Source organism: Amycolatopsis sp. NPDC043887 (assembly GCF_056435665.1).
The window spans coordinates 900,339-913,392 of record NZ_JBWKEB010000001.1 but is presented as its reverse complement, the minus strand read 5'-3'; the positions used below and the strand labels follow the sequence as shown (position 1 = coordinate 913,392).

Annotated in this window: 15 protein-coding genes and 1 pseudogene; 11 read left to right on the top strand and 5 right to left on the bottom strand. The window is 69.4% G+C overall.

Annotated elements, in window-relative coordinates:
- Positions 1-26 precede the first annotated feature (26 nt).
- Together AC069H_RS04490 and AC069H_RS04485 are read left to right on the top strand one after the other, a co-directional pair.
- Positions 27-800 carry a protein phosphatase 2C domain-containing protein gene (locus AC069H_RS04490; RefSeq protein ID WP_478223563.1) on the top strand — a complete coding sequence of 258 codons (774 nt, stop codon included), beginning with the start codon at positions 27-29 and terminating at the stop codon, positions 798-800.
- Positions 801-853: 53 nt separating this feature from the next.
- A pseudogene (locus tag AC069H_RS04485) lies at positions 854-1,405 on the top strand (DUF998 domain-containing protein); the annotation flags it as partial.
- A 78-nt stretch (positions 1,406-1,483) separates the two neighbouring features.
- Here AC069H_RS04485 and AC069H_RS04480 read toward each other — a convergent pair.
- Positions 1,484-2,488, bottom strand: coding sequence for a D-cysteine desulfhydrase family protein (locus tag AC069H_RS04480; protein ID WP_478231338.1), 1,005 nt, complete (start codon positions 2,486-2,488; stop codon positions 1,484-1,486).
- A gap of 74 nt (positions 2,489-2,562) precedes the next feature.
- On the opposite strand from AC069H_RS04480, the gene AC069H_RS04475 reads away from it, so the two are divergent.
- From AC069H_RS04475 to AC069H_RS04445, 7 genes are all read left to right on the top strand, one after another.
- Entirely contained in the window at positions 2,563-3,945 is a 1,383-nt protein-coding gene (locus tag AC069H_RS04475) for an amidase (protein WP_478231337.1), read from the top strand.
- Positions 3,942-4,490: a TetR/AcrR family transcriptional regulator gene (locus tag AC069H_RS04470; protein ID WP_478231417.1), complete on the top strand. Its 549-nt coding sequence runs from the start codon at positions 3,942-3,944 to the stop codon at positions 4,488-4,490. The genes AC069H_RS04475 and AC069H_RS04470 overlap by 4 nt, the downstream gene beginning before the upstream one ends.
- Positions 4,487-5,344, top strand: coding sequence for an oxygenase MpaB family protein (locus AC069H_RS04465; protein ID WP_478231336.1), 858 nt, complete (start codon positions 4,487-4,489; stop codon positions 5,342-5,344). Before AC069H_RS04470 ends, AC069H_RS04465 begins: the two co-directional genes overlap by 4 nt.
- A 236-nt stretch (positions 5,345-5,580) precedes the next feature.
- The gene (locus tag AC069H_RS04460; protein ID WP_478231335.1) at positions 5,581-7,029 is read left to right on the top strand and encodes a hypothetical protein; all 1,449 of its coding nucleotides are present in this window, start codon (positions 5,581-5,583) and stop codon (positions 7,027-7,029) included.
- Positions 7,026-7,433: a FixH family protein gene (locus AC069H_RS04455; protein WP_478231334.1), complete on the top strand. Its 408-nt coding sequence runs from the start codon at positions 7,026-7,028 to the stop codon at positions 7,431-7,433. Before AC069H_RS04460 ends, AC069H_RS04455 begins: the two co-directional genes overlap by 4 nt.
- Positions 7,434-7,452: 19 nt before the next feature.
- Positions 7,453-8,586: a hypothetical protein gene (locus tag AC069H_RS04450; protein WP_478231333.1), complete on the top strand. Its 1,134-nt coding sequence runs from the start codon at positions 7,453-7,455 to the stop codon at positions 8,584-8,586.
- Positions 8,579-9,127, top strand: coding sequence for a hypothetical protein (locus AC069H_RS04445; RefSeq protein WP_478231332.1), 549 nt, complete (start codon positions 8,579-8,581; stop codon positions 9,125-9,127). Before AC069H_RS04450 ends, AC069H_RS04445 begins: the two co-directional genes overlap by 8 nt.
- A 58-nt stretch (positions 9,128-9,185) precedes the next feature.
- Here AC069H_RS04445 and AC069H_RS04440 read toward each other — a convergent pair whose 3' ends face one another.
- The gene (locus AC069H_RS04440; RefSeq protein WP_478231331.1) at positions 9,186-9,440 is read right to left on the bottom strand and encodes a DUF397 domain-containing protein; all 255 of its coding nucleotides are present in this window, start codon (positions 9,438-9,440) and stop codon (positions 9,186-9,188) included.
- Between the two features lie 350 nt (positions 9,441-9,790).
- On the opposite strand from AC069H_RS04440, the gene AC069H_RS04435 reads away from it, so the two are divergent.
- Positions 9,791-10,063 carry a hypothetical protein gene (locus tag AC069H_RS04435; RefSeq protein WP_034310462.1) on the top strand — a complete coding sequence of 91 codons (273 nt, stop codon included), beginning with the start codon at positions 9,791-9,793 and terminating at the stop codon, positions 10,061-10,063.
- A 5-nt stretch (positions 10,064-10,068) separates the two neighbouring features.
- Entirely contained in the window at positions 10,069-10,329 is a 261-nt protein-coding gene (locus AC069H_RS04430; RefSeq protein WP_478223572.1) for a hypothetical protein, read from the top strand.
- Between the two features lie 180 nt (positions 10,330-10,509).
- On the opposite strand, the gene AC069H_RS04425 is transcribed toward AC069H_RS04430, so the two are convergent.
- The 3 genes from AC069H_RS04425 to AC069H_RS04415 are packed head-to-tail and all read right to left on the bottom strand — an operon-like array spanning position 10,510 to position 13,047.
- On the bottom strand, positions 10,510-11,358 hold the full coding sequence (locus tag AC069H_RS04425; protein ID WP_340686807.1) for an SAM-dependent methyltransferase: 849 nt from the start codon (positions 11,356-11,358) through the stop codon (positions 10,510-10,512).
- Between the two features lie 14 nt (positions 11,359-11,372).
- Positions 11,373-12,188: an SAM-dependent methyltransferase gene (locus tag AC069H_RS04420; protein ID WP_478231330.1), complete on the bottom strand. Its 816-nt coding sequence runs from the start codon at positions 12,186-12,188 to the stop codon at positions 11,373-11,375.
- Position 12,189: 1 nt separating this feature from the next.
- The gene (locus AC069H_RS04415; protein ID WP_478223574.1) at positions 12,190-13,047 is read right to left on the bottom strand and encodes a helix-turn-helix domain-containing protein; all 858 of its coding nucleotides are present in this window, start codon (positions 13,045-13,047) and stop codon (positions 12,190-12,192) included.
- Positions 13,048-13,054 lie beyond the last annotated feature (7 nt).

Below are 13,054 nucleotides of genomic sequence, written 5' to 3'. Positions count from 1 at the left end.
CCTCGGTTGACAGTTAGGGTCGGGTCATGGTCGAAATCGCAGTGGCGGAAAGGGACGGAGTAGGCGCGGACGGAGCGACGCGCCCGACCGAAGACCATGTCGCCGTACTCGGCAACGCCGTGGTGGTGCTCGACGGGGCGACCGCACCGCGGCCGGATCTGCCGTCCGGCGGCTGGTACGCGAGTCTGCTCGTGCACAGCCTGTCGCGGGCCTTGAGCGCGGAACCCCAGGCCGATCTCGCGGTGCTGCTGGCCGAGTCGATCGCCGACGTCGCCCACCGCGAGGGCCTCGAACCGGGACGATCGCCGTCTAGTACGGTCGCGATCGCGCGCTGGACGGACGACACCGTCGACGGGCTGGTACTCGCGGACAGCCCGATCATCGCCTTCGGGCCTTCCGGCACCGACCCGCTGACCGACGACAGGCTCGTCTCGCTGCGCGAACGCGGCCAGCTCCGCACCGGCGCCGACGTCCGCGCGAAACGCAACGCTCCGGGCGGCTTCTGGGTCGCCGAGGCGGAACCGAAGGCGGCCGCGGAAGCCATCCGCCGCAGCTGGCCGCGCTCGGAGGTCGACGCCCTGCTGCTGGCGACGGACGGCGTCGCGATCGGTGTCGACGAATACGACCTGTTCGACTGGCCCGAGGTGCTCGCCATCAGCCGGGAGCGTGGCCCGGACGCCGTCCTCGACGCGGTGCGCACGGCGGAGAAACAGGACCCGGACGGCGAGCGCTGGCCCCGCGCGAAAAGGCACGATGACCAGCTACTGGTACTCGTCGACTTCGGGGTAGCCCCAGGGTAAAACCGGGGGCTTCCCGGATCGGAAATCCGCGCCCGCGCGAGCACGCTGGACGCATGACGTTCCCTGGGGAGAGATCGCGGACCAAGCCCTGGCTGATCGCGTCGGGCGCGGCCATCGGCTGGGCACTGTTCACCATGGTCGTGCTCCACCTGATCAGCTCACGCGATCCGGTGTTCGACACGCTGTCCAGCTACGCCTACGTCGATCGCGGCACGGGCATGCTCGGCGCCAGCGTGCTCTCCCTGTCCATCGGCTCGCTCACCGCGCTCGGCGCGCTGGCCGCGGCCGGGATCCCGCTCAGCCGCACCACGAAACTGCTGTTCGTGCTGTGGTCACTCGGGCTGGCGGCGGCCGCGATCTTCCCGGCGAGCTACCCCGAATTCCCCGATCCGGTCAGCGGCGAGATCCACCTGTACGCCTGCCTCATCGCGTTCCTCAGCCTGCCCGCCGCCGGGTTCACCCTGCGCGACAACCTGCGCGGCACGCCCGCGGCCAAGCTGGTCGGCCGCCTGGCGTGGGGCAGCGCCGCCGGGTTGATCGTCTTCGGGCTCAGCTTCATCTTCGTGCGCCTGTCCGACATCCCGTTCTTCATGACACTGACCGACATCGCGCCGGTCGGCGTCATGCAGCGGGTTTCGCTGGTGGCGCACGTGATCCTGATCGCCGGGATGCTGAAGGTCGCGTCAGCGGCGCACCGCGTCGGCGAATTCGGGGGCGTAACCGTAGAGGCCGGGCAGACCGCCCGTGTGCAGGAAGACAACGTGCTCGCCGGGCGCGAAATGGCCTTCGGCGGCCCACTCGATCAGCGCGGCGCCCACTTTGCCGGTGTACACGGGATCGAGCGCGATCCCTTCCGTGCGGCCGAAAAGCCGCACCGCGTCCCACGTCCCGGCGGTCGGGATCCCATAACCGGGACCGATCGTGCGGTCGTCGATGCGCAGGCCGTCGAGTGACGGCGGCTCGCTCCCGAGCAGCACGGAGGCCGCGATGGTGAGGTCGGCCAGGTTGTCGAGGGCCTCGTCGACCGGATGGCTGACGCAGGCGATGTCCAGCGTCAGCCAATCGATGTCCGCCGTTCCGACGATGAGCCCGGCGGAGGTCCCGCCACTGGCGTGCGGGGCGACCAGCCGCGCCTTGGTGATGCCCAGCTCACCGAGCTGCCCGGCGATCTCCCGCGCGGCCGCGACGTACCCGAGCGCCCCGACGCCGTCGGAACCGCCGACCGGGAACGTGGCCACCTCGCGGCCCTCGGCCGCGGCCTCGGTGATCAGCCGCTCGTAGGTCCTGCCGGTCTCCTCGCCGTCGCGGCAGATGTGCACGTTCGCACCGAAGAGATGATCGAGGGAGACGTTGCCGGACCGTTCGTACGCGTCGCCTTCGCGGGGGACCTTCGCCGTCAGCACGAGCTCGCATCGCAATCCGAGCTTCGCGCAGGCCGCGGCGGTCTGGCGGCCGTGGTTGGTCTGCAGCGCGCCGAACGTGATCACCGTGTCGGCGCCCTTTTCGATCGCCGCGCCGAGCAGGAACTCGAGTTTGCGCAGTTTGTTCCCGCCCACGCCGAGCGGATGCACGTCATCCCGTTTGAGCAGCAGGTTCGGCAGGCCGAGGGCCTCGCCCAGCCGCGGTGCGGGATGCAGCGGCGTGGGGTAGCCGCCGAGGTCGACGCGGGGGAAGCGATCGAGGTTCATGAAAGTCACGTAACCACACCGAAGCTATCCGGTGGTATCGTTCGTTTGAACGAACGAGACGCGCAGGGGGAATCATGACCACCTCGAAACCGGACCTCGCGTTCACCGGCCTGGCCGAACAGGCCTCGCTGCTCGCCAGTGGCGCGGTCACTTCCGTCGAACTCACCCGTCAAGCGCTGGAGCGGGCCGAAGCGAGTCAGCCCGTTCTCAACGCCTTCAAATGCCTTCGCGCCGAAGAAGCCCTTCGCGAGGCGGAGGAAGCCGACCGACGTCTCGCCGCCGGCGAGACCGCTCCCCTGCTCGGCGTCCCCACCGCCATCAAGGACGACCTCGACGTCACCGGCCTGCCGACGGCGTTCGGCTGCGAAGGCGACTTCGCCGTCGCGACGGCGGACTCCCCGCCTGTCGCCGCGCTCCGCGAGGCGGGCGCGGTGCTCATCGGCAAGACCAACACCCCGGAACTCGGCCAGTGGCCGTTCACCGAAGGCCCGGCGTTCGGCGCGACCCGCAATCCGTGGGACACCGAGCGCACCCCGGGCGGTTCCTCCGGCGGCGCGGCGGCGGCCATCGCGTCGGGGGTGATCGCCGCCGCGCTGGGTTCCGACGGGGCCGGGTCGATCCGGATCCCGGCCGCGTGGACCGATCTGGTCGGGATCAAACCGCAGCGCGGCCGCGTCCCGACCGAACGCGAACTCTTCCACGGGCTGACCGTGGTCGGCCCGCTCGCGCGCACCGTCGCCGACGCGGCCCTGCTGCTCGACGTCGCCGCCGGGACCGGCACCGCGTTCCAGGCGGCCGCCCGCCGTGAACCGGGCCGCCTGCGAATCGGGCTCTCCACCAGGATCCCTTTCACGGCAACGAAAACCCGGCTCGATCCGCAAGCGCACGCGGCCGTCGTCCGGCTCGCGGAGCGGTTCGCCGAACTCGGCCACGAGATCGTCGAGATCGAACCCGACTACCGGCTGATCGGCCTCACCTTCCTGCCGCGTTCGCTCGTCGGCGTGCGCGACTGGTCCCGTCGCGTGCCGGACCAGGCGCGGCTCGACCCGCGCACGCGCGCCAACGCCCGCCAGGGCTCGGTGCTGGCCGGACCGGCGCTGCGGCTCGCCCGCGCCACGGAACCATCGCTGCAACGGCAGATCGGCTCGGTGTTCGGCCGGGTGGACGTCGTCCTCACACCGACCACGGCCACGCCGCCACCGCGGATCGGCAGCTTCGACGCGCTCTCCGGCTGGCAGACCGATCAGGCCATGATCGCCGCGTGCCCCTACGCTTGGCCGTGGAACGTGCTGGGCTGGCCGGGCGTCAACGTCCCCGCCGGACTGAGCCGGGAAGGACTGCCGCTCGGCGGGCAACTGCTCGGCCCCTCGCACGCCGAGGAACGGCTGATCTCGCTGGCCGCGCAACTGGAAGAGGTCGAACGGTGGCAGGACCGCAAACCCGAGACCGCTTGGTGAACACCCGCGAAGCCATTCTCCACGCCGCGCTCAAGGTGGTCGGGGAACAGGGCGTCGGCGGGCTGACCAACCGCCGGATCGCGCGGCAGGCCGAGGTCTCGCTCGGCACGCTGACCTACCATTTCCCCAGCCAGACGGCGTTGCTGCGCGAGGCGATGCTGCTGTTCGCCGAAGAAGAGACCACGAAGCTGACCGGGTTCGTCGATACGTACCGCGAACAGGGCTTGAGCGTCGAGCAGGCCGCGTCGGTGGTCGAGCAGGTCATCGCGCAGCTGCCCTTCGGCACCGACGAACTCGGCGCGCACGAGCTGTACCTGCAAGCCGCGCGCGACCCCGGGCTCCAGGACGCGGCCGCCCGGTGTTTCGCCGCCTACGACGAGCTGGCGCTGGTGATCCTGAAAACGCTCGGCGTGCCGTCCCCCGAGCGGCTGACCGGTCCGGTCGTCGCGCTGATCGCCGGCCTCCAGTTGCGCAGGCTGGCCACGGGTGACGACGGCGTCGGGGTGGCGCAGTCGTTGATGATGCTCGTCCGCGGCGCGTCATGAGCGGTCCGCCGATCGTCAAGGGGACGGCGGCGTGGCGGTACTTCGGCGACTTCCGGGCCGGGCTGCTGGCGGGCCAGGTGCTGGTGCTGCAAGTCGCGCATCCGGTCGTCGCGGCCGGGGTGCGGGATCATTCCGACTACGTCGAAGATCCGTGGACCCGGCTCATGCGCACGGCCGCGTCGCTGTCCATCTACATCTACGGCGGCCCCGAGGGCGCGCGCTACGAGGCGGACCGGCTGCGCGAGCTGCACCGGTCGTTCACCGGCGTCGACGACGGTCACCGTTACAGCGCGCTGAACCCGCGCGCGTACGCCTGGGTGCACGCCACGCTCGTGATGGTTCCCGTTGACACACAACGGTTCTACGGCACCCCGATGACCCCGTCCGAACTGGACGAGTACTACGCGCAGATGTGCGACGTCGGACGGCTCCTCGGTCTGCGCGAGCAGGACATGCCGCCGACGTGGCCGGAATTCGAGCGGTACTACGCGGAAATGATCGACGGTTTCGGCCCGAACGAGACGATCTCGACGTTGTTCGAAACGATCCGCACGGTGAAGAAACCGTGGCGATGGCTGCCCGACAATCGGTGGGTGCGCTTGCAGCGGTGGCAACACCAAGGGCAGATGTTCGTCATCCGCGCCACGCTGCCGCCCGCGCTGCGGGATCGCCTCGGTCTACAGTGGACGGACCGGGACCAGCGCCGGTTCGACCGGTTCCGCCGGGCGGTGCGGTTCTTCGGCGGCCTGGTGCCGGTGACCTTGCGTTCCTCGCTCGTGCGACGGATCGGCAGGCTCAATGTCTGGTTCCGGGCGCATCCACGCGCCTACCGGTACCTGGGCGGGAACACGTGACTCGCGTGCTTCGGGACGTAACTCGCGTGCTTGGAGCCGGAACTCGCGAGTTCCGGCTCCAAGCACGCGAGTTCCGGGGTCAAGCACGCGAGTTCCGTATTGGGGGCCGGGTCACCTGGGGGAATTCCCCCTGCCCTGCCCCACCGGAGTAAGGGGCGCGGTCCCCTTTACGGGGGACCCCGGTTCACCCCGCACCGTGACGTTTTCCCGGACCATCGTCGTTAACTTCAACCGGGATGGGGAATTCACCGAGGGGGCGGCGCACGACGCTGTTGGTCATCGCCCGTGTACTCGCGCTCTGCGCGCTGGCGTCCTTTCTGCTGGGCGGCACGGCCCAGGCGGACGGCGTGTCGAGCGGCGCGGACGTCCAAGTCGCGCAGACGCTCGGCACCCGCGATCTCACGGTCATCCTGCGGCGGATGGACATCGCGCCCGGGCCGCTGCACGTCGACGTCGTCACGCACACCGGAAGCGCGCCGGGAACGCTGAAACTGCGCGCGTCGGCCGCCGGTACGACGTTTTCCGAAACCACGATCCGCCTGGACGGGAAACCCGGCGCCCACGCGGCGCAGCTGCGGGTGGACCAGCCGGGGCCGTGGGAGCTCGGCCTCGACGACGGGACGGACACCGCGTCGATCCCGTTCATCGTCCCGGCCAGGGTCATCCCGCCGTGGGAGAAGGCCACCTTCGGCGGTTTTGTCGCCGCGGGCGTGTTCCTGGTGCTCGGCCTCGTCGTCGCGCTGCGGGTCAAGCGGCCACAGCTCGCGCTGATCCCCGCCGGCGGGATGGTCGCCGCGCTCGCGGTCGCGATCACCGGCGCGATGCTCTCCGCGTCCACCCCGCCGCCGCCCGCGCCCGGTACCGCGCTGGACCCGACGATCGACAACATCCGGGACCCGTATGCGAACGCGCAGATGTCCACTGTGGACTTCTCCCGGCCGCCGGTGAATCTGGCCGCGCACTCGCCGAACGCGCGATCCGGCGGTCTCGCCGAGGTCCGGATCGCCGTCGCCGACGGCGCGACCGGCCGCCCCGTCGACGACCTTTTGGTGCACGACAACGCCTTGATCCATCTCGTCGTCATCTCGCCGACAGGCAGGCTGTGGCATCTGCATCCGGTGCGGGTCGGCCCCGGTGACTACCGGGTGAAGTTCACCCCGCCCGAGGCCGGGACCTACGCCGTCGCCGCGGAACTCGCCCGGCGAGGCGGCGGCGTGCAACTGGCCCGCACCACGCTGGATGTCGCGGCCGGAAAGGATTCCGCCGCCGAACCCGTTCCCGCCGGAGCAGGAAAGCGAGTCGTGCAAGGAAACCTGGTCGACGTCGAGGTCAAACCGGGAAAGCCGACCACGATCACCGCGCGGTTCGGCAAAGCGGATCTTCAACCCTGGCTGGGGATGCTCGGCCACCTGATCGTCGTCGGCCCGATCACCGACGACAGCCGGGTCGGCGCGGATGCCGCTGCCGCGCCGACCTGGGCCCATGTGCACTCGATGATCCCGCAATCCCCTGGTATGCCGGGGAAACCGGATGAGACGGTCGCCGCGTACGGCCCCGACGTCCCGTTCACCTACACCTTCTCCGCGCCCGGCAAGTACCGGATCTGGTTGCAGGCCGAACGCGACTACACGGTGCTGACCGTGCCCCTGCAGATCGAGGTCCCGCCGGAAGGGGCACCGCAATGAGTTCCACTGTGGACAGACGCAAGCCCGTCCTGCTGATTTCCGTCGTCTCGGTGCTCGTGGTGGCGATCGTGGCCTGGCTCGTCTGGCCGAGCAGCGGCGGCGCGCAGGTCCAGCGCTCGACACAGGGCCCGTACACGGTGCAGCTGTCGGTCGAAGATCCGCACCAAGGCGGGAATGTCTTCGCGCTGACCGTCACGGGCGCCACGCCGGACGTCGTCACCCTCGAACCCGTGATGCCGCAGATGGGGCACGCGCTCGCCCCTTCGCCCGCGATCGCGGAGGGGCCTGGCCGGTTCCGCACCGGCGACGTCCTGCTGCCGATGTCGGGGCAATGGGAGATCACCGTTTCACTGCGCGGGCCGTCCGGCGCCACGCAGCACGTTTTTCCTTTGCTGGTCAAGTAAAGAGAGAGAGGTCGGGGGTATGGATCTCACCGCGGGAGGAGCGAGGGCCGTCTCGGTGGCGCGAAGTGAACGCACCGGTCTCGTACCGGCGGGCACGGTGCTGGCCGGATCGGTGATCTCGCTGATCGGGCTGACCTGGGACATCCAATGGCACGGCGATGTCGGTCCGGACACTTTCTTCACGATGCCGCACCTGTTCCTGTATTCGGGCAGCGCGATCTCCGGGCTCGCGAGCCTCGCGGTCGTGCTGATGACCACGGCGGCGCGCCGGGCAGGCCGCCCGGTCGATGCCAGGGTCGGCGGCCGCGCGATCAATGTCTTCGGCAAGGTCTTCGCCGCACCGGCCGGCTACCTGGTGACCGGTACGGGCGCGGCGATGTTCCTGCTGTACGGCCTGTGGGACCAGTGGTGGCACGGCCTCTACGGCTTCGACGCGGTGATCGACTCACCGCCGCACATCGGGCTGCTGCTGTCGATCACGCTGAGCATCATCGGCACGGTCATGGTGTTCGCGGCCGCTCGGGAACACCGCTGGGGCACCGTCGGCGTGGTCGGCAGCCTCGGTGTGCTGATCGCGTTCAGCACGGTGACCGTGCTGGGACTGCAGCAGATCGACGTCGACGGGCTCGACGTCGTCTCCGTCGGCATCGCGCTGCTTTCGGTGCTACTGGTCTCGGCGGGCGCCGGATTCTGGGCACGGCCCGGCGGCGCGGTCCGGGTCGCCGCGGCACTGGCGGTCATCCAGGCGATCACGTGGTGGTTCTCGCCCTGGGCCGCGGAGGCGTACGCGGGAGCCGTCGGTCTGCCCATGCGCGACTACATCGACGGCGTTCCCGCGATGCCCTCGATGATGCCGATGGCGCTGCTGCCCATCGCGGCCGTGCTCGAGGCGGTGTATCTGCTTTCGCGACGGGGCTGGTCCGCGGGCCGCGTTTCGGTGCTGGCGGGCGCGATCGGCGGCCTCCTGGTCGGCGCGAGCATGCCGATCCAGAACGCGATCGTCTACGGCGCCGACCGGATGCCGTGGGCGGTCGTGTTCGCGACGGCCGCCGCCGGCGCGGTGGCCGGGCTGCTCGGCGGGTTCGCCGGGTGGCGTTTCGGCGGGATGCTGGGGCTGCTGGCCCCGGCGAAGGGGGACAACGCGCATGCGTAAGACACTGCTGGCCCTGGCGGCGGTGATCGGTCTGCTGTTCGCGACCACGCCCACGGCGAACGCCTACGAACCGGTGAACATCGTCCACACCGAACGGGTCCAGGTCGGTCCGTACGGGATGACGGTCGGATTCAGCACGTGGCCCTTGCGCGCCATGCAATCGCTGGACTTCACGTTCATCCCGGACGACGGGATCGCCGGCAAGTCGGGGACGCTCGTGTTCGTCAATCCGGAGACCGGGCGGCTGGGCCGTCCGCAGCCGCTCGCGAAGCATCCGCGGAAACTGGAGGTGTGGGGGCTGGACATCCGTGCCCTGCAGACACAGGGCTCGTGGACGTTCCGGTTCGAGATCGAGGGCCCCGCGGGCAAGGGCACGGGAGAACTGCGGGATCTGGCGGTGCTCGAACAGCCGGGTCCGCCGATGGCGGTGAGCTGGTCGATCAGCCTGATCCCGCTGATCGTCCTCGCCGTCCTGATCGCCGTCGCCTGGCGCAGAACGAAATCCAGGCTGCGCGGGAACGGGCTCCCCGCCACGGTGTGACTCGAAGTGACCGAAGGTCGGATGGCTCGCGTGTCCCGATGGGCACGCGAGCCTTTCGTCATGGGCTCAAATCGAACTGTCCGGCCTTGACCGCCTCGAGGAAGGCGTTCCACTCACCGGAATCGAAGACGAAGACGGGACTATTGGCCAGCTTGGTGTCACGGACCCCCACCAGGCCTTCGTGGGCGAGGTTGACCTCGACGCAGTTCCCCCCGTTGGGCTCACTCGCGAAGGATTTCTCCCACGCGGAGTCGTCGAACAGCGACACGGCCGTGGTCGGATCGTAATCCGCCGCCGATGGATAATCGGCCATTGGTCGTACCTCCGAACGTCGGTCGGGGGTGCGGGCCGCGACCTGCGCGAACCGTCACTGTCCCGGCTTCTCCCTGCCTCAACGGGACTATCCCGCACGGCCAAGTGGGTGATCAACTCCGCCCACCCTCGACATGAAGATTATTCCAGGAGTAGGATTAATCGCAGCGGCCGGGGCTCGGTTGTTGGTGATTCGCTCGCAGTACGCGGACATCCCGGCGACGGACGTCACCGGGTGCGTCAGCAGGGAGTTTCGCCGTTCCGGCAGGCCACCGACGGCAGGTGACCGGCGGGGACACCCACCCCGCGGCGCATGACCACCCACCGCCGACCTCGTGGGGGAGGATCAGCGTGATCATTCAGGACACCATGCCGGCGACGGTACTCGCCGTCGGCAGGCTCATGGCCGGGACGGCGGGCGAAAGCCGCCGCTCCGCGCATCTCTTCGATTTGCACACCGGGGGTTCGCACCCCGAGTTCCTGCACGCCCGCTGCGGCGCCGCGATGCCGTACGACCACTTGGAATGGGTACCCGTCGGTTCGGGGATGCCCTGTGAGCGTTGCCTCGGCCTCGCCGGTTCGGCCGACCAGGCGCGGTTGCCGCGTCCGAGCCGGGGGGTGTGACCGCCATGGCCGTCCGTCTCACCACGCTGCTGTTCCGCCGTGAGGACGAACGCCTGGCCTCGGCGAAGCACCACCGCACCATCGGGCTCGAACTGCGTCAGCGGTTCGGGTTCAGCCTCATCCAGGCCCCGCTGCGCAAACAGCCGCCGTGGAACTCCGAAGTCGACGCGCCCGGCGCGCACCGGGACCTGATCAGGACCGGCCGGCCGCTCGAAGGTCAGTTCGAGCTGACGCCCCTGATCGGGCATCTGACCGGCCGGGCCTGACCGCTCAGGGCCTGTTGGCGGAGCTGAGGTTTCGTCCGGAAAGTGGCCATAGACGTGAACCCGCCCGGCCGAAGGCCCCGCTATCGCGGTGGCAGGGCGCCCTTCACCACCTTCGTAACCTGAAAGACCAGGTCACGTCCTGCCGACGTCGATCGCGGACGCGGGTTCACCTACAGACACTCAGGGCTTGCGGCCCAGCCCGCCGAGTCCGCCGGTGAAGGTCGGGTCGTCCGCGAACCGGTCGCTCGCCCGGGAATCCGCTTCGTCGAGATGCCAGGTGGCCATCCAGTCGATGCCCGGCTCCACCATCTCCAGCCCGTCGAAGAACGCGGCGAATTCCGCGCGGGACCGCAGATGGAACGGCGCGCTCGTCTTCTTGTACAGCTCCTGGACGTTCTCCCGGTTGTCGCCTTCCTTGCGGGTGACGCCGTCCTCGGTCAGATGCGAGGACAGGAAGTACGAACCCGACGGCAGGAAATCGAGGTACCGCTGGACCATCTCGTGCACGGGCTCCTCCGGGCCGAGGAAGTACAGCAGGCCGACCAGCACCAGCCCGATCGGCTGCCGCGGGTCGATCACCCCGGTCTCGAGGGCGCGTTTCCAGATGTCGGCGGGATCCCGCACGTCGCCCTGCAGGACCGCGTGCCGCCCGAGCAACCCCTCCCGTTCCAGCAGCAGCTGGGAATGCGCGACGGCGACCGGCTCGATGTCCACGTACACGACCCGCGAATCGGGGTTGATCGCGCTCGCGATCTGGTGGACGTTGCCGACGGTGGGCACGCCTGAGCCGATGTCGAGGAACTGCGTGATCCCCTGACGGGCCAGGTAACCCACGCCGCGGCCGAGGAAGTCGCGGCCGACGCGGGCGAACGTCTTGACCTCCGGGAACTGCTTCAGCACCTGCGTGCCGAACTCGCGGTCGATGGCCCAGTTGGCCGAACCGCCGAGGAACCAGTCGTACACCCTGGCCACGTTGGGCCGTTCGAGATCGACACCTTCGGGAACTTCGGGGTCCTGCTGCGTCGTCATACCGTCACACCTCGTCAGAAACCGGGTTTGCGGGCGACCCCGCCGATGGCGCAGTTAAGCGCAGGCGAGTGGGGGTCGTCCAGCCGCCATGCGCCGACCGGGACCAGACCCGGTGCCACGAGGTCGAAATCGCCGAAGAAACCGAGGATCTCTCCCTTGTCGCGAAAGGACGCGGGCGTGCTCGACTGCTCGTACTGCTTCACGACGCGCTGGACCTGGTCCAGCTCGTCACCTTCCACGCCGGACATAGTGACGTGGGACAGGACATAGAAGGAGCCCGCGGGCAGCAGGCGCCGGTATCGCGCGATGACGTCGGGGAGCCCGGGGTCCGGCACGAAATGCAGGACCGCGACGGTGAGCAGGGCCACCGGTTCCGCCGGATCGAGCACGCCGGTGTCGATGGCGCGTTCCCAGATGTCGTCCGCGTCGCGCAGGTCGCCGCCGAGCACCGCGTGCCTGGCGGGATTCCCGTTCTTCTCCAGCAGGATCCTGGCGTGCGCCACGGCGACCGGTTCGTTGTCGACGTACACGCACCGGCTGTCGCCGTCGACGTCGTCGGCGATCTCGTGGACGTTGCCGACCGTCGGCACGCCGGACCCGAGGTCGAGGAACTGGTTCACCCCGTGCTCGGCGCAATGCCGCACCGCGCGGCCGAGGAAGGCGCGGTTGGCCCTGGCGAGCGAGCGGATGAGCGGGAAGGTCTTGACCAGCTGTTCGCCGAATTCCCTGTCCACCGCCCAGTTCGCGGTTCCGCCGAGCGCCCAGTCGTAGATCCGGGCGGCGTTGGGCCGCTCGAGATCCACGCCGTCGGGCAGGAATCGCGGGTCCATCTCAGGATTGCATCTGGGTTCTGTACAGCTCGGCGAGTTCCTTGAGGAACTGCCGGGTCTCCTGACGCTCCAGCGCGGCGCCGCGCAGCCGGTCCCAAGAGTCGACGAAGATGTTGAAGTCCTTGACGTCGTCGAGGTACAAGCCGCCCGCGGAATGTTCGATGTAGACGAAATCCCTGGTGCGATCGGGAAAACGCATGATGGTGAAGTCGTTGGGCACCGCGGCGAGCCGCGCGCCGAACGGCAACACGTGCACATACACGCGCGGATGCCTGTCCAGCGCCAGCAGATGCTCGACCTGATCCAGCATCACCGCCGGGGCGGAGCCGCCGGGAGCGCGGCGCAAGGCGCCTTCGCTGATGATGAACCGGTAGTAGGGCGGCTGCTGCTGTTCGAAGACGGCCTTGCGGTCCAGCCGGTTGCGGACCAGTGAGGTCACGTCGGTGGCGCCCGCTTCGGTGAACTGCTTGAGCATGTAGTGCTCGGACTGCAACGGGCCGGGGATGCGCTCGCCGTGCCAGGTGAGGATCTCCGCGGCCGCGGGTTCGAGGTCGGTGAAGGTGCGGAACCAGTGCGGCACCACGGATCGGTAGCCGGACCAGTGGCCGCGCTGCCCGGCCGCGGCGCGGGCCAGGTTCATCAACGTGTCGGCCTCGTCGCCGTTGATCCCGAACGCGTTCAGCATGGATCGCACATCCCCGAGCTTGACCCCGACGGCACCGGACTCGATCTTGTTGACCTTGCCCTGGGTGCAGCCGAGAACCTCGGCGACCTGCTGCTGTGTCATCCGCGCGGCGTTGCGGGCATGCCGGAGCTCGTTCCCGAGCTGCTTCCGGCGCGAGGTGACGGTGCTGGCCATCGCCTTG

Coding starts and splice junctions, on each gene's coding strand:
- AC069H_RS04420 (WP_478231330.1), bottom strand. CDS start 12,188: ATGGACCCGCGATTCCTGCCCGACGGCGTGGATCTCGAGCGGCCCAAC.
- AC069H_RS04425 (WP_340686807.1), bottom strand. CDS start 11,358: ATGACGACGCAGCAGGACCCCGAAGTTCCCGAAGGTGTCGATCTCGAA.
- AC069H_RS04475 (WP_478231337.1), top strand. CDS start 2,563: ATGACCACCTCGAAACCGGACCTCGCGTTCACCGGCCTGGCCGAACAG.
- AC069H_RS04465 (WP_478231336.1), top strand. CDS start 4,487: ATGAGCGGTCCGCCGATCGTCAAGGGGACGGCGGCGTGGCGGTACTTC.
- AC069H_RS04490 (WP_478223563.1), top strand. CDS start 27: ATGGTCGAAATCGCAGTGGCGGAAAGGGACGGAGTAGGCGCGGACGGA.
- AC069H_RS04415 (WP_478223574.1), bottom strand. CDS start 13,047: ATGGCCAGCACCGTCACCTCGCGCCGGAAGCAGCTCGGGAACGAGCTC.
- AC069H_RS04450 (WP_478231333.1), top strand. CDS start 7,453: ATGGATCTCACCGCGGGAGGAGCGAGGGCCGTCTCGGTGGCGCGAAGT.
- AC069H_RS04460 (WP_478231335.1), top strand. CDS start 5,581: ATGGGGAATTCACCGAGGGGGCGGCGCACGACGCTGTTGGTCATCGCC.
- AC069H_RS04430 (WP_478223572.1), top strand. CDS start 10,069: ATGGCCGTCCGTCTCACCACGCTGCTGTTCCGCCGTGAGGACGAACGC.
- AC069H_RS04455 (WP_478231334.1), top strand. CDS start 7,026: ATGAGTTCCACTGTGGACAGACGCAAGCCCGTCCTGCTGATTTCCGTC.
- AC069H_RS04445 (WP_478231332.1), top strand. CDS start 8,579: ATGCGTAAGACACTGCTGGCCCTGGCGGCGGTGATCGGTCTGCTGTTC.
- AC069H_RS04440 (WP_478231331.1), bottom strand. CDS start 9,440: ATGGCCGATTATCCATCGGCGGCGGATTACGATCCGACCACGGCCGTG.
- AC069H_RS04480 (WP_478231338.1), bottom strand. CDS start 2,488: ATGAACCTCGATCGCTTCCCCCGCGTCGACCTCGGCGGCTACCCCACG.